Origin of the sequence: Bradyrhizobium sp. CSS354 (assembly GCF_029051725.1) — a bacterium.
Taxonomy (GTDB): Bacteria; Pseudomonadota; Alphaproteobacteria; order Rhizobiales; family Xanthobacteraceae; genus Bradyrhizobium.
The window spans coordinates 202,877-227,214 of record NZ_JAACFU010000006.1 but is presented as its reverse complement, the minus strand read 5'-3'; the positions used below and the strand labels follow the sequence as shown (position 1 = coordinate 227,214).

The 24,338-nt window shown below is 64.9% G+C and carries 19 protein-coding genes; 8 read left to right on the top strand and 11 right to left on the bottom strand.

Annotated elements, in window-relative coordinates:
- The first annotated feature begins 99 nt into the window (after positions 1-99).
- Positions 100-3,576 carry an indolepyruvate ferredoxin oxidoreductase family protein gene (locus tag GWG67_RS16740; RefSeq protein WP_275170379.1) on the top strand — a complete coding sequence of 1,159 codons (3,477 nt, stop codon included), beginning with the start codon at positions 100-102 and terminating at the stop codon, positions 3,574-3,576.
- Between the two features lie 130 nt (positions 3,577-3,706).
- Here the strand turns inward: GWG67_RS16740 and GWG67_RS16735 are convergent, their stop codons facing one another.
- The 4 genes from GWG67_RS16735 to GWG67_RS16720 all read right to left on the bottom strand — a co-directional run bounded on the left by GWG67_RS16735 (position 3,707) and on the right by GWG67_RS16720 (position 8,660).
- Positions 3,707-5,434, bottom strand: a complete 1,728-nt coding sequence (locus GWG67_RS16735; protein WP_275170378.1) for an FAD-dependent oxidoreductase — start codon at positions 5,432-5,434, stop codon at positions 3,707-3,709.
- A gap of 59 nt (positions 5,435-5,493) precedes the next feature.
- Positions 5,494-6,513 (bottom strand): S1C family serine protease, encoded by a 1,020-nt coding sequence (locus GWG67_RS16730; RefSeq protein WP_275170377.1) that lies wholly within the window; start codon positions 6,511-6,513, stop codon positions 5,494-5,496.
- A gap of 91 nt (positions 6,514-6,604) precedes the next feature.
- Positions 6,605-7,054: a hypothetical protein gene (locus GWG67_RS16725; RefSeq protein ID WP_275170376.1), complete on the bottom strand. Its 450-nt coding sequence runs from the start codon at positions 7,052-7,054 to the stop codon at positions 6,605-6,607.
- A gap of 7 nt (positions 7,055-7,061) precedes the next feature.
- Positions 7,062-8,660 (bottom strand): GMC family oxidoreductase, encoded by a 1,599-nt coding sequence (locus GWG67_RS16720; protein ID WP_275170375.1) that lies wholly within the window; start codon positions 8,658-8,660, stop codon positions 7,062-7,064.
- A 196-nt stretch (positions 8,661-8,856) separates the two neighbouring features.
- Here GWG67_RS16720 and GWG67_RS16715 point away from each other — a divergent pair, with 196 nt between their 5' ends.
- Positions 8,857-9,645 (top strand): thermonuclease family protein, encoded by a 789-nt coding sequence (locus tag GWG67_RS16715; protein WP_275170374.1) that lies wholly within the window; start codon positions 8,857-8,859, stop codon positions 9,643-9,645.
- 217 nt (positions 9,646-9,862) lie between these two features.
- Here GWG67_RS16715 and cyoD read toward each other — a convergent pair whose 3' ends face one another.
- Genes cyoD through GWG67_RS16695 form a run of 4 tightly spaced genes read right to left on the bottom strand, consistent with a single transcriptional unit; the run spans position 9,863 to position 13,713 of the window.
- Positions 9,863-10,252, bottom strand: coding sequence for a cytochrome o ubiquinol oxidase subunit IV (gene cyoD, locus GWG67_RS16710; protein ID WP_275170373.1), 390 nt, complete (start codon positions 10,250-10,252; stop codon positions 9,863-9,865).
- On the bottom strand, positions 10,249-10,890 hold the full coding sequence (locus GWG67_RS16705; RefSeq protein ID WP_275170372.1) for a cytochrome (ubi)quinol oxidase subunit III: 642 nt from the start codon (positions 10,888-10,890) through the stop codon (positions 10,249-10,251). Before GWG67_RS16705 ends, cyoD begins: the two co-directional genes overlap by 4 nt.
- Positions 10,890-12,890, bottom strand: coding sequence for a cytochrome o ubiquinol oxidase subunit I (gene cyoB / locus GWG67_RS16700; RefSeq protein ID WP_275170675.1), 2,001 nt, complete (start codon positions 12,888-12,890; stop codon positions 10,890-10,892). Before cyoB ends, GWG67_RS16705 begins: the two co-directional genes overlap by 1 nt.
- On the bottom strand, positions 12,880-13,713 hold the full coding sequence (locus tag GWG67_RS16695) for a cytochrome ubiquinol oxidase subunit II (protein WP_275170371.1): 834 nt from the start codon (positions 13,711-13,713) through the stop codon (positions 12,880-12,882). The genes cyoB and GWG67_RS16695 overlap by 11 nt, the downstream gene beginning before the upstream one ends.
- 254 nt (positions 13,714-13,967) lie before the next feature.
- Here GWG67_RS16695 and GWG67_RS16690 point away from each other — a divergent pair, with 254 nt between their 5' ends.
- On the top strand, positions 13,968-14,768 hold the full coding sequence (locus GWG67_RS16690) for an SDR family NAD(P)-dependent oxidoreductase (RefSeq protein WP_275170370.1): 801 nt from the start codon (positions 13,968-13,970) through the stop codon (positions 14,766-14,768).
- Positions 14,769-14,940: 172 nt separating this feature from the next.
- Here the strand turns inward: GWG67_RS16690 and GWG67_RS16685 are convergent, their stop codons facing one another.
- Complete coding sequence (locus tag GWG67_RS16685; RefSeq protein WP_275170369.1) at positions 14,941-16,281, bottom strand: sorbosone dehydrogenase family protein; 1,341 nt, start codon at positions 16,279-16,281, stop codon at positions 14,941-14,943.
- Positions 16,282-16,515: 234 nt separating this feature from the next.
- Here GWG67_RS16685 and GWG67_RS16680 point away from each other — a divergent pair, with 234 nt between their 5' ends.
- From GWG67_RS16680 to GWG67_RS16670, 3 genes are all read left to right on the top strand, one after another.
- The gene (locus GWG67_RS16680) at positions 16,516-17,706 is read left to right on the top strand and encodes a urate hydroxylase PuuD (RefSeq protein ID WP_275170368.1); all 1,191 of its coding nucleotides are present in this window, start codon (positions 16,516-16,518) and stop codon (positions 17,704-17,706) included.
- Between the two features lie 146 nt (positions 17,707-17,852).
- Positions 17,853-18,710 carry a VOC family protein gene (locus tag GWG67_RS16675; RefSeq protein WP_275170367.1) on the top strand — a complete coding sequence of 286 codons (858 nt, stop codon included), beginning with the start codon at positions 17,853-17,855 and terminating at the stop codon, positions 18,708-18,710.
- A 78-nt stretch (positions 18,711-18,788) separates the two neighbouring features.
- The gene (locus tag GWG67_RS16670) at positions 18,789-19,064 is read left to right on the top strand and encodes a hypothetical protein (RefSeq protein ID WP_027516602.1); all 276 of its coding nucleotides are present in this window, start codon (positions 18,789-18,791) and stop codon (positions 19,062-19,064) included.
- Here GWG67_RS16670 and GWG67_RS16665 read toward each other — a convergent pair.
- Positions 19,061-20,095 (bottom strand): L,D-transpeptidase family protein, encoded by a 1,035-nt coding sequence (locus tag GWG67_RS16665; RefSeq protein WP_275170366.1) that lies wholly within the window; start codon positions 20,093-20,095, stop codon positions 19,061-19,063. The genes GWG67_RS16670 and GWG67_RS16665 overlap by 4 nt on opposite strands.
- Before the next feature lie 180 nt (positions 20,096-20,275).
- On the opposite strand from GWG67_RS16665, the gene GWG67_RS16660 reads away from it, so the two are divergent.
- Entirely contained in the window at positions 20,276-21,232 is a 957-nt protein-coding gene (locus GWG67_RS16660) for a lytic transglycosylase domain-containing protein (RefSeq protein WP_275170365.1), read from the top strand.
- A gap of 96 nt (positions 21,233-21,328) precedes the next feature.
- On the opposite strand, the gene GWG67_RS16655 is transcribed toward GWG67_RS16660, so the two are convergent.
- Positions 21,329-22,582 (bottom strand): MFS transporter, encoded by a 1,254-nt coding sequence (locus GWG67_RS16655; RefSeq protein WP_275170364.1) that lies wholly within the window; start codon positions 22,580-22,582, stop codon positions 21,329-21,331.
- 110 nt (positions 22,583-22,692) lie between these two features.
- On the opposite strand from GWG67_RS16655, the gene xylB reads away from it, so the two are divergent.
- On the top strand, positions 22,693-24,138 hold the full coding sequence (xylB, locus tag GWG67_RS16650; RefSeq protein WP_275170674.1) for a xylulokinase: 1,446 nt from the start codon (positions 22,693-22,695) through the stop codon (positions 24,136-24,138).
- Positions 24,139-24,338 lie beyond the last annotated feature (200 nt).

Below are 24,338 nucleotides of genomic sequence, written 5' to 3'. Positions count from 1 at the left end.
CTTTGACTGTCACAATTCGCGTCGCGCAGCCGCTCCTTCCTCCCGCAGCGCAAACCCCAAGTCGAATAAGAGCCGAAACAAAAGACGAGGACTTCTGAAATGACGCTGATGCAGGTCGAGCTGGACGACAAATACCGGCTCGAATCGAAGCGGATCTTCCTGTCCGGCACGCAGGCCCTGGTCCGGTTGCCCATGTTGCAGCGCGAACGCGACCGGCTTCAGGGCCTCAACACCGGCGGTTTCATTTCGGGCTATCGCGGTTCCCCGCTCGGCATGTACGACCACGCGCTGTGGCGCGCGAAGTCACACCTCCAGCAGCACGACATCGCCTTCATCCCCGGTCTGAACGAGGACCTTGCGGCGACCGCCGTCTGGGGCAGCCAGCAGGTCGGCCTGTTTCCCGGCGCCAAGGTCGATGGCGTGTTCGGCATCTGGTACGGCAAGGGGCCCGGCGTCGATCGCTCGGTCGACGCGCTCAAGCATGCGAATGCCGCCGGCACCTCGCTCAACGGCGGCGTGCTCGCGCTTGCCGGCGACGACCACGGCTGCCAATCCTCCACCCTGGCGCACCAGAGCGAGCAGGTATTCGCGGCGGCGCTGATCCCTGTCATCAATCCGGCGACGCTCCAGGACTATCTCGATCTCGGCCTCTACGGCTTTGCGCTGTCGCGCTTCTCCGGCTGCTGGGTCGGCTTCAAGGCGATCAGCGAGACGGTGGAGAGTTCGGCCTCGATCTACAGCGATCCCGAACGCATCCAGATCAAGCTCCCCGACGATTTCGAGATGCCGCCCGGCGGCCTCAACATCCGCTGGCCCGATCCGCCGCTGGACGCGGAGAGGCGCCTGTTCGGCCCGAAGATGGCGGCGGTGCAGGCCTTCGCGCGCGCCAACCAGCTCGATCGCATTGTGCTCGACTCCAGGCCGGCACGGCTCGGCATCGTCGCGACCGGCAAGGCTTATCTCGATCTGCGGCAGGCGCTCGCAGACTTGGGCATCACCGACAAGGACGCGCAGGATTTGGGCTTGCGCATCTACAAGGTCGCACTGACCTGGCCGCTGGAGGAAAGCGGAGCCAAGCGCTTCGCCGAAGGACTTCAGGACGTGCTGGTCGTCGAGGAGAAGCGCGGCTTCATCGAAGACCAGCTGATGCGCATCCTCTACAATATCGATGCGTCCAGGCGCCCAACCGTTACCGGCAAACGCGACGAGCGCGGCGCGCCGCTATTGCCGAGCGAGGGCGAACTGACGCCGACCCTCGTTGCATCCGCGCTGGTGGCGCGGCTGCGCAAGCTCGGTCACCACAGCCCTGTGCTTGAGCAGCGCCTCGCGCGGCTCGAGGCGTTCGACACTCCTGTTCCGGCCTCCGCGCAAATCAAGCTCGCGCGCACGCCGTTCTTCTGCTCGGGTTGCCCGCACAACACCTCGACGCGCGTGCCCGAAGGAAGCCGCGCCATGGCCGGCATCGGTTGCCACGGCATGGCCCTGAGCATGCCGACCCGCCGTACCGATCTGATCTCGCATATGGGCGCCGAGGGCGTGAACTGGATCGGACAAGCGCCCTTCACCACCGAGCAGCACATCTTCCAGAACCTCGGCGACGGCACCTACACCCATTCCGGACTGCTTGCCCTTCGCGCGGCATCGGCCGCCGGCATCAGCATCACCTACAAGATCCTCTACAACGACGCCGTCGCGATGACCGGCGGTCAGCCGGCCGAGGGCGCCTTCAACGTCGCCCAGATCGCGCATCAGGTCTGGGCCGAGGGCGTCAAGCGCCTCGCGATCGTCTCCGACGATCCCACCAAATACCCTGACACCAACTACTTCCCGCAAGGCGCGACCGTCCATCACCGCCGCGAGCTCGACGCCGTTCAGCGCGAGCTGCGCGACATCAAGGGCCTTACGGTCATCGTCTACGACCAGACCTGCGCCGCGGAAAAGCGCCGCCGCCGCAAGCGTGGGCTGTATCCGGATCCCGCCAAGCGCGCCTTCATCAACGAGCTGGTCTGCGAAGGCTGCGGCGACTGCTCGCAAGCGTCCAACTGCGTCTCGGTGCAGCCGCTGGAGACCGAGTTCGGCCGCAAGCGCCAGATCGACCAATCAAACTGCAACAAGGACTTCTCCTGCGTCGAGGGTTTTTGCCCGAGCTTCGTCACCGTGCATGGCGGCACGCTCAAGCGGATCAAGACCTCGGCGGTGGATTCAGGCCAGTTGTTTGCCGACCTGCCGCTGCCCCCCGCGCGTGAGCTGGACGCCCCCTACAACATCCTCGTCACCGGCATCGGCGGCACCGGTGTCATCACCATCGGCGCGCTGCTCGGCATGGCCGCCCATGTCGACGGCCGCGGCTGCTCGGCGCTGGATTTCACCGGCCTGTCGCAGAAGAACGGCGCTGTGATGAGCCATGTCCGTATCGCCGCGAAGCCGGAAGACATCTCCGCGGTCCGGATCACCACCGGCGGCGCCGACGTCATCCTCGGCTGCGACATGATCGTCTCGGCAGGTCCCTCCGCGCTCAGCCGCGCCGAGCGCGGAACGACGAAAGCGTATATCAACGCCGACCTGCAGCCGACTGCAAGCTTCGTGCAAAACCCCGATCTCGATTTCGAGATGGGCGCGATGCAGACGGTGCTGCGCGATGCCGTCGGCGACAAGAACCTCGACATCATCGACGCCACCGGTATTGCCTCCGCGCTGATGGGCGATTCGATTGCGACAAATCCCTTCATGCTCGGCTTTGCCTTCCAGAAGGGCGCGATCCCGCTATCGCTGGACGCGCTGCTCCGCGCCATCGAGATCAACGGCGCCGCGATCGAAATGAACAAGCTGGCCTTCACCTGGGGACGCCTCGCCGCCCACGACATGTCGCGGGTGCGCAGCGTGTTGCAATTCCTGAGCCGGGCCGCCGCGCCGACGAAGTCGCTCGACGACATCATCGCGACGCGCGCGGAGTTTCTGACCAGCTATCAGGACAAGGACTACGCCGACCGTTACCTCGCCGCCGTCGCCAAGGTGCGCAAGGCGGAAGCAGCTGCCTCGCCCGCGTCCACGGAGCTGGCCGAGGCCGTCGCGAAAAATCTGTTCAAGCTGATGTCCTACAAGGACGAGTACGAGGTCGCGCGGCTCTATACCGATGGCAGCTTCTCCAAGAAGGTCTCGGAGAAATTCGACGGCGACTTCAAGCTGAAGTTCTATCTGGCCCCGCCGATCTTCGCCCAACGCGACAAGACCACCGGACATCTCCAGAAGAAGGAATTCGGCGGCTGGATGATCCACGCCTTCCGCGTGCTCGCCAGGCTGAAATTCCTGCGCGGCGGCGCGTTCGATCCGTTCGGCCGTACCGAGGAGCGTCGGACCGAGCGGAAGCTGGTCGCGGATTATCTCGGCATGATCGATCAGCGGATCTCCGGGCTGAAGGCGGAGCAGATCCCGCTGCTGACGAGGCTCGCACGGCTGCCGGAGACGATCCGCGGCTTCGGGCATATCAAGGCGGCCAACATCAAGCTGGCGGCGGCGGAGAAGGCGCGGCTGGAAGCGGAACTGGAGAACAGCCGGTTTGCAGCGGCAGCGGAGTAGCTGTCGGAGGTGCAAGCTCTCTCCGCGTCATTGCGAGGAGCCCTTGCGACGAAGCAATCCAGAATTTTCCGCAGAGACAGTCTGGATTGCTTCGCTGCGCTCGCAATGACGGGGATGCAGGGGGACCCGATCAGACGGATGCCTTCGCGGCGCCGAGTGTCGTCGCCAAACTCCCCTCGGCCAGATGCCTTCCTGCGATGTACCCGAATGTCAGTGCCGGCCCTAACGCGATCCCCGGCCCGGGACAATTGCCGTTCATGATCGAGCCCATGTCGTTGCCACAGGCGTAGAGCCCCGCAACCGGCGTGCCGTCCTCGCGCAACACGCGCGCCTGGGCATCCACCTTCATGCCGATCGCCGTGCCGAGATCCGCCGGATAAATCCGCATCGCAAAGAACGGCGCGCAGAGGATGGGCGCGACGCAGGGGTTCGGCTTGTGGCTGATATCACCGAGATGTCGCTGATAGATGGTGCTGCCGCGACCGAATTCCGGATCACCGCCCTCCTTCGCATCGGAATTGTAGCTCGCGATCGTCGCCGCGAGTGTAGACGGCTTGATGCCGATCTTCGCTGCGAGCTGCGCGATATCAGCGGCCTCGACCAACTCGCCGCTTGCCGTGTAGCGCCGGATATTGCGCGTGAACGGCTTGATGCGGCCGAGGCCGTAGCTCCACAGGCACTGGCGGTCGCAGATCAGATAGAACGGCCGGTCCGGTTCGCCGTCCCCATCGCGCAGCATCGCGAGCACGAACTCATGGTAGGAAAGCGCCTCGTTGACGAAGCGCCGGCCGGCCGCATTGACCGCGATCACGCCGGGCTTGGCGCGGTCGGTCACAATGTGCGGGAAAACGCCACGACTTCCATCAGCGCGCCGGAACAGCGAGGCCGGAACCCAATAGGCCGGGCTCGTCGCATCCGCATTGAGCGCTGCGCCGGTTGCAGTTGCAAGGCGGAGCCCGTCGCCCGTAGCGGACGTGTGGGTCGCCGAGATGAATCCGGCCGCGGGTGGGAAGAAGCGTTTGCGCAAGGTCGCGTCGTGCGAAAAGCCGCCGGTCGCCAGCACCACACCGCGTCGCGCGGCAATCAGCCGATCGCGTGCGCCATGACGGATGACCACGCCGCCGACGCGCTCGCCCTGCATCGACAAATCCTCGACGTCCGCGCTGAAGAGGATCTCGATCTGCCGGGCCAGCAGCGAGGCATACAGCCGTGCGGCGAGCGCATTGCCGAGATACAACGTCGTGCCGCGCGGGCTGCGCAGCCGTTGCCACGCATACTCCGAAACCAGCCGCGCCGCACGAACAGTCGAGCGCAGCGATCTTCCGGCCCGGCGCAGATGCGGAATGTCGAGGCGGTTGACCATCATTGCGCCGAACCGCGTGAACTCCGGCAGCGGCGCGCGCAGTCGCGCGAAATGCGCGCCCAGCCGCGTGCCGTCGAAGACGACCGGCTCGAGCACGCGCCCGCCCGGCGTCGCGCCCAATCGCTCCGGATAATAGTCCGGACAGGCCTTCACCGGCTGGAGGCGCACTTGCGTGTTGGCTTCGAGATAGGCGACCGCCTCCGGTCCGCGCGCGAGGAAAGCGGCTCGCAGGCCCGCATTGGCGGGCTTGGGCACCGTGTTCGACAAATATTGCACGGCGTCCGTGACGCTATCGAACAGCCCCGCCTCTTTCATCTTGGCATTGGCGGGGATCCAGACCATGCCGTCGGACCATGCGGTGGTGCCGCCGACGAAAGCGGTCTTCTCGATCACCAGCACGCGCAGGCCTTCAGCGGCGGCGACGGCCGCGGCCGTCATGCCACCGGCGCCGGCGCCGACGACGATGACATCGTAGGTCTCATGCGCCGGCATCATGCGGCGGGGTTCCCAAAGCGAGGCATGACACCGTCATACCTCGCCTGGGCGCCCACGCGCTAGCGCGCCGGCTTGCGCTCGACCGGGTCGATATCGATCGCCCGCAGGCGGCCGAGCCGCAGCACGTCCATGGCCAGCCGCCGGCCGATCCGGTCGCGGTCGAGCACGCGGATCAGATCGTCCACGCCGTTGATCTCGACGCCATCGAGGCTGATCACGACATCGCCGGACAACAGGCCCGCCTTCGCCGCCGGTCCGTCCGGCTCGATCTGCGCCAGCAGCGCGCCCATCTTGTTCTCGACGCCGGCCAGCACCGCGTGTCGCCGCGGGATCGGCGCGGTCTGGCCGGCCACGCCGATATAGGCGCGGCGGACATAGCCGTGGCGGATGATCTCCGACAGCACGAATTGCGCGGTGTTGCTGGCGACCGCAAAGCAGATCCCTTGCGCGCCATTGATGATCGCCGTGTTGATGCCGATCACCTCGGCATTCGACGATACCAGCGGGCCGCCGGAATTGCCGGGGTTGAGCGCAGCATCGGTCTGGATCACGTCCTCGATGGTACGGCCGCTGACCGAGCGGATCGAGCGCCCGAGCGCCGAGACCACGCCGGCGGTGACGGTCGATTCAAAGCCGAGCGGATTGCCGATCGCGATCACGAGCTGGCCGCGCCGCAAGGTCTTGGAATTGCCGAGCGCCGCATAGGGCAAGTCCCGCACACCGTTGGCGCGCAGCAGCGCAAGGTCAGTATCGGGATCGACGCCGAGCACCCGGGCGTCGCCGACATGGCCCTCGACGTCGCGCAGCCGGATCTCCTTTGAGGAGCCGACCACGTGGCTGTTGGTGAGCACGAGCCCGTCCGGCGAGATCACGATGCCCGAGCCGAGCCCGCCGCGCTCGCGGCCGTTCGGCACCTTCGGTCCGGTCTCGACGCGCACGACGGCAGGACCGACGCGGTCGGTCACGTCGATCACGGCATTGGAATAGGCGTCCAGCAGGGCCCGGTCATTGTCCGGGACAGCCGCCGCCGTTCGCGATGACGGTGCGTCATCGACGATCTCTGAAGTTAAATCCAACATGGCAAGAGTCCTTGAGGCTCACACAGATGGTGGCCTGCTCCGTGAGGCGCAAGGGACCCGTCCGGGGCGCAAGGCTGGACTGCCCAGGTGGTTAGGGCGCCCGTCGCAGCGTGCCTGCCCTTGCCTTGACCGGATCGAGCAGCGACCAGTCTCCCTCCGGGAGCACATAGCCCTTCGGAAATGGCGCGCGCAGTTCGAGACCGAGCGAGCGCAGCACCCGATCGTCGCGGTAATAGCATTGCAGCACCACGCGAACGAGCGTGGCCGCAGCCGCACCGCCGGAACTGCGAAACTCCTGCGCCACCGCATCGCGCCGGGCAGCATCGAGCTCGGCGAACGGTCGGCCCGCGAGCCGCGCCAGATGGTCCAGCGCCGCCGCCACCAATTTGGCGTCACGCCCGAGCGTCGCCAGCATGTCGGCCTGGATCGCGGGATCGTCGGCGCCCGGCACCTTGTACTCGTCGCTGGCGGGAACGATCATCGCGGCGATGGTGCGGAGGTCGTCGCGCTGGGCGCGTGTCAGTTGATTGTCTGCGGACATCTCGGCCTCAATCGAACAAATTGGAGAGGCGCTGCTTCATCTGGTCGGCGATGTAGAGCGCGAGGGCCTGGATGGTGGACGTCGGGTTCACGCCGCCCGAGGTGACGAAGATGCTGCCGTCGACGATGAACAGGTTCTTCACGTCGTGCGAGCGGCCCCATTCGTTGACGACGGAGCGTTCCGGGTCGGTGCCCATGCGTGCCGTGCCGAGCAAGTGCCAGCCGCCCCACGGGATCGGCGAGTTGACGCAGATGTCGCTCGCCCCCGCGGTCTCGAGAATCTCCCGCCCGCGCGCCAGCGCATGCTCCATCATCTTCCGGCTGTTCTCGCTGATCGTGTAGTCGATCCTCGGCGCGGGAATGCCGTGGCCGTCCTTCAAGACCGGATCGAGCGTGACCCGGTTATGCTCCTCTGGCAGGTCCTCGCAGATCGCGGAAAACCCGAGCCGGTGGCCGTTGAGCTTGCGGAAGATGCGGTGATGATCGGCGCCCCACGGCAGGATCCCCTTCTGCTCGCTGACGACAGCCTCGAACACCGGCCCGGCGCCGCGCACGAACTGGACGCCGTAGCCGCGCACGAAGCCGCGCGACAGGTCCGTGTCATACCATTCCTTGCTCCATAGGCAGGTCGGCGGCGCGCGGTTGCTGTCGGTCGGCTCCTTCACATAGCCGTAGATCTGCGCATAGGGATGGAACATCAGGTTCTTGCCGACGAGGCCGGACGAATTGGCAAGCCCGTTCGGAAAGCGGTTCGACGCTGAGTTCAGCAGCAGCCGCGGCGTGCCGACGCCATTGCAGGCGATGATGACGACATGCGCCGGCTGGAACTGCTCGACGCCGTCCTTGTCGTAATAGACCACGCCGCTGGCCATGCCGTTCTCGTCGGTGGTGATCTCGCGCACCCGGCAGTGCGTACGCAGTTCGACGCCGGCGCGGACCGCATGCGGCCAATAGGTGATGTCGGTCGAGGACTTCGCACCCTGCGCGCAGGCCGGCGTGCAATGGCCGAGATTGATGCAGCGCGCGCGGCCCTCGTAGTCCATGGTCGCGACCGTCGTATCCGACGGCCACCAGTGCCAGCCGAGCTTGTTCATGGCCTTGCCGATGATCGCACCCGACAATCCCATCGGCTGTGGCGGCATCGGCGGATGCGTCAGCGGCGAGAGCGGGTCACCCGAGAGGCCGGACGTGCCCATCATCCGGTCGTTCTCTTCGAAGAACGGGGTCAGCGCGTCGTAGTCGATCGGCCAGTCTTCAGCGACGCCGTCGAGCGTCCTCACCTTGAAATCGGAAGGATGCAACCGCGGCCAGTGCGCGGTGTACATCACCGTCGAGCCGCCGACCGCATTGTAGTTGACGACCTTGATCGGCGAATTGTCGTCGTTGATCGGATAGTCCTCGGGTCGGCCGCGGACGTTGGGGCTGGACGACCACTCGGCGTAGAACTTGGCCTCCCAGTCCCGGCCCGTGCTGGGATATTCCGCCGGGTTCATCCAGCCGCCCTGCTCCAGGCAGAGAATATGCATTTTGGTCTCGGCCAGCGACCACGCCACCGCCGCTCCTGAAGCGCCGGCGCCGATGATCAGGACGTCCACGGGGTCTTTCATCGCGAAATTTCCCTCCCTTCGCCGCTTCCCGGGCGATTCGGCCTCCGCTCCGCAAGGCCGACGAACGATAGGATCAGAGCTACGGCCGAGTAAAGCCACGAGGCCGGAATGTCGCACTTCGCGGGGCGCAGACCATTGGTATCGCCACATCCGGATGCTAGGAACAAGGCGCACGAGCCATCGATAGCGAGACCTTATGTCCTTCCGAAAATCCTTTGCCAGCGCCCGCGCTTTTGCGCTCGTCTCCTTTCTTGCCCTGTCCGGAATTCTGGGCACCTCCGGCCCCGCCTCCGCGCTGACCGCGGCCGCGACGGTCCGCGACGGCAACGCCATCCAGCTCGGCGACGTCACCTACCGCCTCGACGGCGTCGATGCGCCCGAACTGGACCAGGTCTGCATCGACGATCACGCCGATCCCTGGACTTGCGGCATCGAGGCCCGCGACCAGCTCGCCAAGCTGATCGGCAAGCGATCGGTGCGTTGCGACGATGTCGGCCCCGAAAAGAGTTTTGGCAAACGACACCGCGCGATTTGCACGGCCGAGGGCGACAAGACCAGCTTGAACGAGCAGCTGGTCAAGCTCGGCTATGCCATTGCCCGCGAGCCGGTCAAGGCGAACGTCAAGTCGGCCGCGGCCGACGCGAAATCAACCTCGGCCGGAATCTGGAAGGGGTGCTTTGTTGCACCGCAGGAATTCCGCACCGGCAAGAAGGACGGCGCGCTCCTGGGCGCCGCCTGCCGCGCCGATCGCGACAAGGAGATTCGCGCGGTGTTGTTTCCCGAGGATCTGACGATGCCGCCGAGCTGTGGCATCAAGGGCAAGCTTGCGGTGCGCGCGCGCGTCACCGGCAATATCGGCATCTATCATTTGCGGGGCTGCCCGAGCTACCCCGCGACCACCAAGCCGGACCGCTGGTTCTGCTCGGAGGACGACGCCCAGGCTGCGGGCTTCCGCAAGGCCTACAATTGCCGACGGCCGAAATAATCAAGCCCATCACGCAGCCGTGAGCGGCAGCCGGAGACAGTATTCATCCGGAATTGAACTCTATCGGGAGTTGCTGCATTTGTAAGCGTACGCAAGCGCTTTGCGCGAGCGTTTCCTTGGCGGCAATCCGGCTCCGGCCCGATTGCTTTGCTCGGGCGTTTCCTCCCTAGACTTGGGCCGCTTGTCACAACAAGCGGCTCTTCTTTTTTGTGCGCTCCTAGCGGCGCATCGGCATGATCTGATCCATGGCCGGCATGTTCGCATTCAGATGCGCCATGATCCAGACGGTGCCGCCGACCACCAGGAACACGACCAGCAGCCCGAAAGCCAGCGCCAGCACGTTATTGGTGTTGTCGGGGCCGGTGGTGATGTGCAGGAAGAACACGAGGTGCACACCCATCTGCGCGATCGCCAGGACGATCAGCGCGACGGGAATGGAAGGCTGCCAGACCAGATCGGTGCCGGCGATGAAGAACGAGGTCGCCGTGAGCAGCAGCGCAAGCACGAGGCCGACCACATAGCCGAGGATCCTGGTGCCGACACTGTGTTGTTCTTCCTCGCCCGGCGCGAGGTCGTGTTCGGCCCGCATATGTGCCTGATCACTCATACGCCACTCCCAAGCAAATAGACGACGGAGAAGACTCCGACCCAGACGATGTCAAGCGCATGCCAGAACAACGCAAAGCACATCATCCGGCGCAGCACGTCGGCACGAAAACCCTTTGCGAAGACCTGGGCCATCATGGTGAGGAGCCACAAGATGCCGGCAGAAACGTGCAGGCCGTGGCAGCCGACGAGGGAGAAGAAGGCAGTCAGGAACGCGCTGCGCGATGGGCCATAGCCTCGCGCCACGAGATCGGCGAACTCGCGAAACTCAATGACCAGGAAGATGAGGCCGAGCAAACACGTCACCGCCATTCCAAGATAGAACCAGAACCGGTTGCGCACATCGGCCGCGATGCTGGCCATGCCACAGGTGAAGCTCGACAGCAGCAGACAGACCGTCTCGATCGCAACGTTTCGCTGCTCGAATATCTCCGAACCCTTCGGGCCGCCGGCGGTCTGATCAGCCAGCACCGCATAGGCTGCAAAGAAGCAGGAGAACATGACGATGTCGGAGAGCAGGAAGATCCAGAAGCCATAGGCGGTCACGATGCGCTTCGGCGCCGGGCCGGGATGCTCGATGACGAGCCCGATGTGATGGGGATCGGCGTGTGCACGGCCGGCGGTCGCGGTCATTGACATCAGACTGTCCCCGCCATGCTGACAAGATTGCGCCGCTCCTCGAGATTGACGCGGTCTATTGCAGCGACTTCGTCGGCCGGAATGACGTATTCGTCATGGTCGCGCCAGGCGAACACGACGAAGGTCGCGAACGCTCCGATGCCGCCCAAAATCACCATCCACCAGATGTGCCAGATCAGCGCAAAGCCCATGACGGTGGCGAAGAACGCGCAGACGAACCCGGTCGGCGAGTTCCTGGGCATCTCGATGTCCTGATACTCGGGCGTATCATGATCGAGCGATTGCTGCTTGGCATGAGCCTTCATGTCCCAATAGGCATCCTCGCCGCGCACATCGGGATTGAAAGCGAAGTTGAAAACCGGAGGCGGCGACGACGTCGCCCATTCCAGCGAGCGGCCGTCCCAGGGATCGCCGGTGCGGTCCCGCAGGGCCTCGCGGTTGCGGATGCTGACCACGATCTGCACGATCTGGCAGATCACGCCAATCGTCAGCACGGCCATGCCGACGGCTGCAACCAGCATCCAGGGCCGCCACGCCGCGACGTCATAGTGCTGCATGCGCCGTGTCATGCCCAGCATGCCGGCGACGTAGAGCGGGATGAAGGTGACGTAGAAGCCGAGGAAAGTGAACCAGAACGCGAGCTTGCCCCAGCGGTCGTTGAGGCGAAAGCCGAACGCTTTCGGGAACCAGTACTCGAAACCGGCGAAGGCGCCGAACAGCACGCCGCCGATGATGACGTTGTGGAAGTGCGCGACCAGAAACATGCTGTTGTGGAGGATGAAATCGGCCGGCGGCACCGCGACCAGCACGCCCGTCAATCCGCCGATGATGAAGGTGACCATGAAGCCTATCGACCACAGCATCGGCGTCTCGAAGCGGATGCGGCCGCCATACATCGTGAACAGCCAGTTGTAGATCTTCACCCCGGTCGGAATCGCGATGATCATGCTGGCGATGCCGAAGATGGCGTTGACGTCGGGGCCCGCGCCCATCGTGAAGAAGTGATGCAGCCAGACCATGAAGGAGATGACGCAGATCGCCATGGTCGCCAGCACCATCGAGCGATAGCCGAATAGCGCCTTGCCCGAGAAGGTCGAGACCACCTCGGAGAAGATGCCGAAGGCCGGCAGCACCAGGATGTAAACCTCGGGATGCCCCCAGGCCCAGATCAGGTTCATGAACATCATGACATTGCCGCCGGCCTCGTTGGTGAAGAAGTGGAAGCCGAGATAGCGGTCGAGCAGCAGCATCGCGAGGGTGGCGGTCAGAATCGGGAAGGCCGCAACGATGAGGAGGTTCGAAGCCAGCGTGGTCCAGCAGAACATCGGCATGCGCAGATAGTTCATGCCCTTGGTGCGCAGCTTCAGCACCGTCGTCACGAGATTGATGCCGGCCACCAGCGTGCCGACGCCGGAGATCTGCAGCGACCACGCGTAATAGTCGACACCGACACCCGGCGAGTAGGACAGCTCCGACAGCGGCGGAAACGCGAGCCAGCCGGTGCGGGCGAACTCGCCGATCACGAGCGAGAGATTGACCAGCAGCGCACCGGTCGCGGTCAGCCAGAAGCCGACCGAATTGAGCGTCGGGAAAGCGACATCTCGCACGCCAAGCTGGAGCGGTACGATGAGATTCATCAGCCCGATGACGAACGGCATCGCCACGAAGAAGATCATGATGGTGCCGTGCGCGGAGAATATCTGGTTGTAGTGCTCCGGCGGCAGATAGCCCTGGGACTGATAGGCGACCGCCTGCTGGATCCGCATCATGATGGCGTCGCTGCCGCCACGCAGCAGCATCACCGACGCCAGCAGGATGTACATCACGCCGATCCGCTTGTGGTCGACGCTTGTGATCCATTCGTGCCAGAGATAGGGCAGATGCCCCTTCACCACGACCCAGGCCAGCACGGCGAGAATCCCGACCAACACCACGCCGCCTGCGATCAGCGGTATCGGCTGGTCGAACGGAATGGCCGACCAATCGAGCTTACCGAGCATCATGGCCTCCACTGTGCGACCGGCCTGCTTCGGATGCGAGCTCCGGACCCGGTCCTGGCGGAATGTGCTGGGTCGCGATCAGGTCGAACAGCCGGGGATCGTCGAGCCGGTAGGTCGGCCTGCCCTTTTCGATGCCCTGCTGCATCAACTTCTTGTAGCTGTCCTCATTGAGGACAGCATCGCTCTTCGCCGTGGTCGCGACCCATTCCGGAAAGGCGAGCGGCGAGACCACGTTGACGTCGAACATCATGTCCGGAAACCCGTCGCCGGAGAAATGCGCCGACAGGCCCTGCAGCTTGCCTTCGTTGTCGGCGCGCAGGTTCAGCTTCGTCACCATGCCGTTCATGGTGTAGATCATGCTGCCGAGTTGCGGGATGAAGAACGTGTTCATCACGCTCGACGACGTCAGCTGGAAATTCAGTTCGGCGCCGGCCGGCACCGTCAGCGTATTGACGGTGGCAATGCGCTGGTCCGGATAGATGAACAGCCATTTCCAGTCGAGCGAGACGGCCTGAATGCGGACCGGGCTGCCGGTGCCGGGCACCGGCGCTGCGGGATCGAGCTGGTGCGAGCCGATCCAGGCGACGCCACCGAGCAGGATCACGGTGAGCGCGGGGATCGCCCACACCACCATCTCCACCCGCCCGGAATAAACGAAGTCGGGCTGAAATTTTGCTTTGGGATTGGAGGCGCGAAACCAGAACGCGAAGGCCAGGATGGCGATGATGGTCGGTACCACGATCGCGAGCATGATGAAGACGGAATCGACCAGGATGGTGCTGTTGGCCGCAGCCACAGGCCCTTGTGGATCGAGCAGATTCATCGGCAAGCCACTGGCGGTTGGGAAGCCCCGGGACAGAGCCTAGCGTGGGAAAGGCTCCGCAACAAACGCGATCGTGCGAGGTCGGTTCCTGCGCAGCAGCAAGCCATTGGCGTGCATGTGCTTTCGCGCTGACGACGCAGCCATGCATGTTCGGCGGGACAGAGTGCATCCGATGCGACCATCAGGCGGCATGATCGGCCTTTGACCGCTGACAGCCCGTGCTATCGTAATGGAAAAGCAGGGAGAAAAACGTCATGCGTCTGAACGACAAGGTCGCCATCGTGGTCGGGGCCGGGCAAAGCCCCGGCGAAGGCATGGGCAACGGCCGCGCCACTGCGCTGACCTTCGCGCGCGAGGGCGCCAAGGTGTTGTGCGTCGATCATCATCTGGAATCGGCGCAGGAAACCGTCAGCCTGATCGCCGAGAAAAACGGCACCGCCGCGGCGTTCAAGGCCGACGTGACCAAGATCGCCGATATCAAGGCGATGGTCGCGGAGGCGCAAGCGCGCTGGGGCCGGATCGACGTGCTGCACAACAATGTCGGCGTCAGCCTGGCCGGCGGCGACGCCGAGCTGCTGCAAATCACCGAGGAGGCCTTCGACCGCGTCGTCGCCATCAATCTGAAGAGCTGCATTTGGGCGGCGAAAGAGGTGATCCCGATCATGCGCGCGCAAGGAAGCGGCGCGATCATCAACATCTCCTCGATGGCGGCGATCACCACCTATCCCTACGTCGCTTACAAGGCGACGAAATCCGCGATGATCGCCTTCACCGAACAGCTCGCCTACCAGAACGCCGAATACGGCATCTGCGCCAACGTGATCCTGCCGGGCCTGATGAACACGCCGATGGCTGTCGACACCCGCGCCCGCGAATGGCACAAGACCCGCGCCGAAGTTGAAGCCGAACGCGACAGCAAGGTGCCGCTGCGCAAGAAGATGGGCACGGGTTGGGACGTCGCGAATGCCGCGCTGTTCCTGGCATCGGACGAGGCGAATTTCATCACCGGTGTGACGTTGCCGGTGGATGGCGGAGCGAGCGTGCGGAGGGGGTAGACATCTCAAGCACGCTGCTCTTCCTTCTCCCCTTGCGGGAGAAGGTGGCGCGAAGCGCCGGATGAGGGGTTTCTCTCCGCACACGCATAGAGGAGTTCTCCGATAGAACCCCTCACCCGTCTCGCCGCTGCGCGGCGAGCCACCCTCTCCCGCAAGGGGCGAGGGTGCACCTTCATCGTGGCACGCCTGTCACCCGCCAGATCGTGCCGTTGCCATCCTCCGACACCAGCAGCGATCCATCCTTCGCCACCGCAACTCCGACCGGCCGCCCCCACACCTCGGTGTCGCTGACCACGAATCCCGTGACGAAATCCTCGTACTCGCCGGTCGGCTTGCCGTCCTTCATCCGGATCCGGATCACCTTGTAGCCGGTGCGCTTCGACCTGTTCCAGGAGCCGTGCTCGGCCGCGAAAGCATCGCCCTGGTATTCGGATGGAAACTGCGTGCCCTGATAAAAAGTCATGCCGAGCGAGGCCGAGTGCGGCTGCACCAACACGTCCGGCACAGTCACCTTGTCCTTGAGGTCCGGCCGCGCGCCGGCGTGGCGGGGGTCTTCGTTGCCGCCGATATAGAACCACGGCCAACCGTAGAACGCGCCTTCCTTCACGCTCGTGACGTAGTCAGGCACAAGATCGTCGCCGAGGCCGTCGCGCTCGTTGGTCGAGCACCAGGGCAGCGCGGTCTGCGGCTGGATCGCAAGACCGACGCAGTTGCGGATGCCGGTGGCGTAGATCTTCCGCTCCTTGCCCTCGGGTGTAAAGGCGAGCACGGTGGCGCGTTCGGTCTCGCTCGCCCAGGTCGCACCGAGCGGTTGCGCTTTCGACCAGGCTTCCACGCCACCCGGCGGCGAGCCCATGCCCTCGGCGACATTGCTGAGCGAGCCGACCGATACCAGCATGCGCTTGTTGTCCGGCGTGAACACGATGTCGCGGGTGGAATGACCGCCGTCATGCGGCAGGCTTGCGACGACCGTCTCAGCCTTGCCACGCGCCTTGAGATCGCCGGCCTGATAGGGAAAGCGGACGACGCTGTCGGTGTTGGCGACGTAGACCCACTGCGGATTGTCGCCGTTCGGGAAAAAGGCGATGCCGAACGGCTGCCGCAGTCCGGCAGCGAACACCTCGTTGGTCGCGACCTTGCCGCCTTCGCCGGCGCGCAACACGCGGACGTTGCCCGCGCGCGTCTCGGCGACGAAGACATCGCCGTTCGGCGCCACGCGCACGATGCGCGGGGCGCGCAGCCCCTCGGCGAACAGCTCGATCTTGAAGCCGGTCGGCACCTGAAGCGCTCCCTCCGGCGGGCGCGGCACCACGCGCGACGAACTCGCAACCGACCGCGAGGCCCCGGGCCTGACCAGATCCTGCGGTCGGATCAGCCTGACCGTGCCGGGCTTGTCGGCCTGCCAATCGCCGTAGGCGTCCTTACCTTGCAGCACCGGCTCCGCCTGTGCGCAGGTCGCGACAGCAACCAGCCACCCCGCGGACATCGCCACGAACGAAATCCTGTTCTTCACGTCGTTTCCTCCCGGCCGTTACGTCTGGCGCATCAACGCCGATCGACACGCAAACGTTCTGCGACAGGTCAAATGCCTGCCGAATCCCACGTCAGCTTATGCCCGCACGATGTGCATCAGCCGCAGCCCATCGTACTGGAAAATGCGGCTGATCGGTGCGACACATTGTAAGGGCGGGACCGCCGGTCGCGGTCATCAAGCTGCGGCATTGGTGTCGCATCTGTTGGGGTGATCATGTGGGGATCCATCATATCGGAATGGGCGAGCCTGCTGCTCCGCTGGCTGCACGTGGTCGCCGCGATCGCCTGGATCGGCAGTTCCTTCTATTTCATCGCCCTCGATCTCAGCCTTAAGCCCAGGAGCGATCTGCCGGACGGCGTGCAGGGCGAGGCCTGGCAGGTCCATGGCGGCGGGTTCTACCGGATCATGAAATATCTGGTCGCGCCCGCCCAGATGCCGGATGAGCTGACCTGGTTCAAATGGGAGGCCTACACCACCTGGCTGTCCGGCTTCGCGCTGATGGTGGTGGTATATTATCTCGAGGCCGATCTGTTCCTGGTCGACAAGTCGATCCTCGACCTCACGCCATTCCAGGCCGGCTTGTTCAGCCTCTGCAGCCTCGCACTGGCATGGCTGCTCTATGAAGGCGCCTGCCGCACCGGGCTGGCGCAGCGCGAACTGCCCTTCGCCATCGGCGGCTATCTGTTCCTGATCGCACTGACCTATGCTTTCACCCACGTGCTGAGCGGCCGCGGCGCGTTCAACCAGATCGGGGCAATCATCGGCACCATCATGGTCGCCAACGTCTTCACGCTGATCATCCCGAACCAGAAGAAGATCGTAGCCAGCCTTCTCGCAGGGCAGGCGCCCGATCCAAAGCTCGGCAAGACCAGCAAGGAGCGCTCGGTCCACAACAACTATCTGACGCTGCCTGTCGTCGTGCTGATGATCAGCAACCACTATCCCCTGCTCTACGCCACCCGCTTCAACTGGATCATCGTCGCCATCATCCTGGCGCTCGGCCCCGTGATCCGCCACTTCTTCAACGAGGGGCATGCCGGGCGCAAATCGCCGTGGTGGGTGTGGGGCATCGCAGCGGCGGGCGTGATCGCAATTCTCTTCCTCTCCGCGGCCGGCCCGCGCGAAGTCAAGACAAGCGCGCTGTCGGCGCAGCCGACGCTTGCCAATGTCGAGGAGATCGTGATGTCCCGCTGCAGCATGTGCCACGCGGCAGAGCCGGTCTGGGCCGGCATCGTGACCGCGCCGAAGAGCATCTTGCTCGACGCGCCCGAGCACATCCATCGCAACATCCGCCTGATCGGCCGCGTCGCCGCCTGGTCCAATGCGATGCCGCCCGGCAACATCACCGAGATGACCAACGAGGAGCGCGCCATCCTCGCCGCCTATATCGAGCAGGCGCGCTGACGCCATCGCGCGTCGATATCGCCTTTCGCGGAATGAAATTTCCGCATGTCCCGCCGATTTGAAAATGACTTGGCCGCCTATCCGGCGTAGACAGGACTTGCGGTCGCCGACGGCGGTCCAGTCAGCTTGCATTCGGGGAAAGAACAGTGGCTCTCAAGAACGTCATCGGTATCGACCACGCCGTGGTCATGGTTCAGGACCTCGACAAAGCCGCCGAAAATTACCGGCAGCTCGGCTTCACCATCTCGCCGCGCGGCACCCACAGCGCGCATATGGGCACCGGCAACTACACCATCATGTTCGACCCGGATTATATGGAGCTGCTCGGCGTGCTCGCGGCGACCGAGCACAACGCGCCGGCGCGTGCCTTCCTCGACAAGCGCGGCGAAGGCATCGAGCGCATCGCCTTCACCGCGGTCGACTCCACCGCCGGCGCGGAGGAAATCCGCGCACGTGGCCTGGAGCCGATCGGCCCGACCGATTTCGAAAGGCCCGTGACGCTGCCTGATGGCACGATCTCGGCGGCGAAATTCCGCACCTTCATGTGGCCGACCGCGGAAGCCCCCGGCGGCGTGCGCATTTTCGCCTGCCAGCACAAGACGCGCGAGACGGTGTGGATTCCCGAGCTGATGAAGCACGCCAATGCGGCCAAGCGCATCAAGCAGACATTGATCGCGACGCCCGAGCCCGCGAAGGAAGCCGGGCATCTGGGACGGCTGATCGACCGCGAGCCAAAGGCTGATGCCGACGGCGCAGTGACCGTGGCGTCCGGTGGCAATCGTGCCGATTTCGTTTACTTGACGCTGGAGCAACTCGGCAAACGCTATCCCGGGGTGCCGCTCGCGGGTCTTTCCGAACGCGGTGGCGCTGCCCTGGTGCTCGTGAGTGGCGATCTTGCGGCCACCGAGAAGGCGCTTGGTTCGGCAGCGGTGCGCAGCGGGTCTGCGATCTGCGTGCCGCCGGCCAAGGCGAACGGTACCCTGCTCGCCTTTGTTGCCGGCTGATTTGAACTAATTCTTTAACAAGCGTTTACCGGGCCGCCCTAGGCTTCTGGGTTACCCGCGCCTTCAGGGGCCAAGCGCATGTTCAAAGAGAAATCGCCGATCGCCTATGACGCGCCGGCCGAACTGAAGAAGTGGCCGTCGCTCAAAGGCGAGAGGCAGAAGGATCGAGGTCCGCCCTATCTCGTCTACAACGGCACGCTCGCCGACTGCGTCCGCGAGCTCATGGGCAAGCCGATCAAGGGCATCTCGCTCTACGATATCATGACGAGGCCGCAAGCAGCGTTCGATCAGACCGTGCTGTCGCCCGGCGATGCCGCCGAGATCGCGATGCGCAAGGACTTTCCCAAAGACTAATTCGAGGCGCGCCTGCCGCCGGACTTCCCCTGCTGCCTGGACGAGGAGTCCGTCGGCGCATCCAGGAAGACCACCGGCGTGCCGCGCTTGACGTGTTCGCCCAGCGCGCGCACGTCCCAATTGGTCAGCCTGACGCAGCCATGCGAGGCGGACTTGCTGACCCTGTCGGGCTCGGCCGTTCCGTGGATGCCGTAACCCTGCGCGGACAAGCCGATCCAGTATGCTCCCACCGGATTGTTCGGGCCCGGCTGAACATCGAACGGCTGTTTCGATTTGACGCTTTTGAACTTGTAGTCAGGGTTGTAGTGATAGACCGGATTCTCGTGGGTGCTGGTGACCTTGAGCGTACCGCTCGGCGTCGGACGATCCGGACTTCCGATCGACGCGGGAAAGAATGCAATCAGGGTGCCGCCCCCGTCGAGTGCTTTCAACGTGCCGTTCTTCTTGTCGACGTCGAGCCGCGCGATCTGCGGCAGCTCTCGCCGCGCCGGAACGTTTGCAACGACGATGGTCTCTCCGACCTTGTCGAAGGCCTTGTCCGGGTTGAGCGCCCTGAGCAGATCGGCGCTCATGTGGAATTTCTCGGCAAGGCCTTCGAGCGGACTGATGTAGCTCAGCGCCTTCAGCGGCTTCATGTCGTCGAGCTTGCCGGGCAGCTCCTTCAGAAACGGGCCCTTCACATCCGCGGCCGTGATCTTGTATTCGACGAGGACAGGGCCTTCGCTCGCGGCATTCAACTTGTCCCAAAGCTCCGGTACGATCGTTTTGTCGGATGCAACGCCGTTCTGCTCGGCGAATGCCTTGAGCGCCTTCTGCGCATTCTCGCCGAGCTTGCCGTCGATCTCCCCGGGCGAGAACCGCGCACGGTCGAGCAGAATTTGAAGCTTCACGATCGCGGCGTTGAGCTTGTCGCTGGCAATTTGCTTTGCGGGACGCGAAGCATCGTTCACCGCTGCTGCATCGAGATTGCCCGCAAGCACCGGAGAAATCACCGACAGCGAAATCACCGCGCCAAGCATCCACCGCATCATCTCGCTCGTCCAATTCGCAATGCCCGCAAAATCGCGGAGAGAAGTGTTTCCCGGCGGGAACACCGTAGTAACACCTGCGGAACCTGCGAGACCGCAGCTTTGCCGCAATCGCAGGGTTAAGAACTCCTTATCGCCGGCGCACCGCTGGCCGTTCACCCACAGTTCGAGGTTGCTCCAGCAATGCGATTTGTCGTCGCGGCTTGCGCCGCGTTCATGATTCTGATGTGCGACTTCGATCCGTCGGCGTCCCGCCAAACATCAGCTTTCGACCGTGCCGTTCTTCAAAACACTCAGGCCTCGCCACTTGTTCCCGTGGTCGAGCTGTTCCTTGCAAGCGTGCAGGCCCTCGAGCTCGCCAATGCACGCGCGTCCCATGAGGAGACACCCGAGCCGCCGCGCGCGGTTGAACCCGTCGCGCAGGCGCCGGCTTCGCCGACGGAGCGCTTCTGCCACGCGCTCCGTGGAGCCGCCGAAGCCAGCGGCATTCCGGTGCCGTTCTTCGCGCGCCTGATCTGGCAGGAGAGCCGCTTCAAGTCGAACGAAGTGAGCCAGGCCGGCGCGCAAGGCGTCGCACAGTTCATGCCGGAAACGGCAGCGGAGGTCGGGCTGGATGATCCGTTCGATGCGATGAAGGCGCTGCCGGCGTCGGCGAAATTCCTGCGCAAGCTGCGCGACGATTTCGGCAATCTCGGCCTTGCCGCGGCTGCCTACAATGCAGGTCCCGGCCGGATCCAGAAATGGCTCGCCAAAGAGAGCGAGCTGCCGCGTGAGACACGCGACTATGTCCGCATCATCACCGGCACCAAGCCCGAGGACTGGACCGAGCGCGCGGAAGCCCTCGCGATCCGGATCGACCTGCCGCGCGAGGCGCCCTGCGAGGGCATCGGCAGCCTGTCCAAGACGAAAGATGTCGCCTGGGTTCCGGTGAACCTGACGCCCTCTGTCACGACCATCATTCGCAAGGCCGAGCAGCTGGCGGCGCGATTGACGACCAATCGTGCACGCAAGCGGCTCGCGTCCCTGATCCGAAAGAGCACCCAAGGCAAGGCACGCAGCATGATCGCCGCGCGCGCGGCGGGAAAGAGCGCTAAGGCCCGCGCCATCCGTTTTGCGGCGCGCGAGCGATCTTCCGGCTGATGCGCAAATCCGGAAGCTGCGCGATGGAGCGGCTTCCGGTGGTCCGCGATCTAGTCGATACGATGGGTTTCGCTTCCGCTCTACCCATCCGCCGAACTACGAACGCGACGAGGTAGACGAGGTATAAGTCAAAAAGATCAGCGCGCCGATGCCAAGCATGGCTGCCATGAACAGCAGCACCGCCGGCAGTCCCGCGACCGACGCCACCGCGCCGGTGATCGACTGCATCAGCGCCGCGCCGAGGAAGAAGGCGAGGTTGATCGCCGCGAGCGCCTTGCCTGCCACTTGTGCGTCGACCAGCTGCCGCGACATGCCGAACAGCAGCGGCTGCGCCGAGGTCGCCAGGCCAATGAGCACGAACAGCACGAGGTCGTATGGCGGCGGCATCACGGGAAGGCCGAGCAGCATCGAGACGGCATAGTGCGGCGCCCCTAACGCCATCAGCGCCAGCAGCAATGCGCCGGCCAGGTGCGTTCCCGCCACCAGCGCGCGGCGGCGGCCGATCCCGCGGTCGATCATGCCGATGACAAGCGGACCTGCGATCATCGCCAGCGTGAACGCGCCGAGCTGGTTGCCGGCCTCGACCCGCGACAATCCCTTGACCTGCATCAGCCACGGCCCGCCCCACAGGCCGCGTAGCACCAGCGAGGTCGCAAGCGACACCAGCGCCAGCGCGATCAGGCCGCGCAAAGGCCGCGACAGTCCGAGCCTGAGCACCTCGATCATCTGCGACAGCGGCGAGGATTCGTCCTTGTGCTCGGCCGGCTGGCTCGGCACCAGCAGGAACACCGCGAGCGCCACGGCGACGCCGCCGAGCGCCGAGATCCAGAACCCGGCGCGCCAGCCGTAGGTGTCGACCACGAAGGCGAGCGGGCTCGACGACAACAGCATGCCGATATTGCCGATCGAGAGGATCGCGCCCGACCACAGCCCGAACCGCGCGGCCGACAATTGCTTGGCCGCCAAGGTCATCGGGCACATCAGCATGCCGGAGGTGGCGACGCCCAGCAGCACCTGTCCCACCGCGAAGCTTTCGGGTCCCGTCGCGAACGCGGACGCGATGGCGCCGACCACGGTTCCCGCGAGCAGGCTCAGCGACACCGGCCGCACGCCAAAGCGGTCCATCGCCGCACCGACCGGGATCTGCGCGGCCGCAAACGCGAATGGATAGACCGAGGTAAGGCTCGCCAGCGCCTGTGGCTCGATGCCGAAATCCGCCGCCATCAGATCGAGGCTGACCGCCGGAATGGTGCGCAGCAAGGTCGAGAGCATGTGCCCGCAGGCGAGCGCGAGCAACGCAAGGATCAGCGCGCGGGTGGCTCCCGCGTCGTTGGTGGCGGCGGTGGTCATGGGCGTTGCGTCCCGGCAAGGTTTCGGGTGGGGTTACATGATTGGCGGGTGCATGCCAACATCGGAACGCCATGCCCGCAATGTCATGGACGCACAAGGCAAGAGGCATCATGTATCTCGGCATCGACCTCGGCACCTCTGCCGTCAAAATCGTTCTGGTCGACGACGCGCAGCGCGTGGTGGCGAGCCGCAGCCGGTCGCTGACGGTCTCTTCGCCACGTCCCGGCCATTGCGAGCAGGACCCGGCGCAGTGGATCGAAGCTACATTCGCGACGCTGGACGCGCTGAAGGCGGATCACGCGCGCGAACTGGCCGAGGTCGAGGGCATCGGCCTGTCCGGCCAGATGCACGGCGCGACGCTGCTCGATGCCGGTCACACGCCGTTGCGGCCCTGCATTCTCTGGAATGACGGACGGTCCTTTGCGGAATGCGCCGAGCTGGAGCGGCGCTGGCCCGCGTTGCGGACGACAACAGGCAACAAGGCGATGCAGGGATTCACGGCGCCAAAACTGCTGTGGGTTGTCAGGCACGAGCCGGAGATCTTCGCGGCGACAAAACTCGTGCTGCAACCGAAGGCCTATCTGCGCCTGGTGCTGACGGGTGAGGCGATTGAGGATGTCTCGGACGCCTCGGGTTCGCTGTGGCTCGATGTCAGCAGCCGCGATTGGTCGGATGAGGGGCTCGCCGCGACTTCTCTCTCGCGCCGGCAGATGCCGCGTCTGGTCGAGGGCTGCGCGCCGGCGGCACGGCTGCGGAGCGAGATGGCGCAGCGCTGGGGCATGACCGGGCGACCGATGATCGCCGGTGGGGCCGGCGACAATCCGGCAGGAGCCGTCGGCATCGGCGCCATGAATCCCGGCGCAGCCTTCATTTCGCTCGGAACCTCCGGCGCATTGCTGGTGCCGACCGAGACGATCGCGGCCAACCCGGAGCGGGCCGTGCACACGTTCTGTCACGCCGTCCCCGACAGGTGGATTCAAGCCGGCGCGATCCTCTCGGCGGCATCGTGCCTGGCCTGGATCGCGCGGCTGTTGGGGACATCCGAGGCCGACCTGCTGGCGCCGCTGGGGTTGCGCCCGATGGCGCCGTCGCCGGTCAGCTTCCTGCCGTACCTCTCCGGCGAACGCACCCCGCACGATGATCCGGATGTGCGCGGCATGCTGGATGGCCTCAGTCATGCCACCAATCGCGACGCGATCGTGCAAGCCGTGCTGGAAGGCGTCGCCTTCGCGCTCGCGGATTGCCGTGACGTCCTTGCCGAGACCGGACTTATGATCGCGGAGGCGGATGTCATCGGCGGCGGCTCGCGGTCGCGGTTCTGGCTTGCGGTGCTGGCCAATGTCCTGAACATCCCCATGCATCGCTTTGCCGACGGCGAGACCGGCGCGGCGTTTGGCGCGGCGCGGCTCGGCCGCCTCGCCGTCACCGGTGAGGCAATCGAGACCGTCTGCACCGCGCCACGGCGCGTCGAGACGTTCGAGCCTGAGCCGGCGCTCGCGCAAGCCTATGCCGAGCGGCTTCAGCAATGGCGCCGCCTGTACCGGCCGCGGCGCTGATCGCGATACGCGATGATGTGGCGAAGAAAAGGCATCGCACGCGAGATCGGTTCCGCCTGCAAAAGATAAAAGCAGCGCCGGAGCGTTCGTCCGCATGCGGGAGGTATTGCCTCGCGCCACAACCTTTTGTTTAATGCGCGCACCCGCGCCAGGGACCAACGAGACGCGGGTGAGATTGCGATGCCGCTATCGGCGCGTCG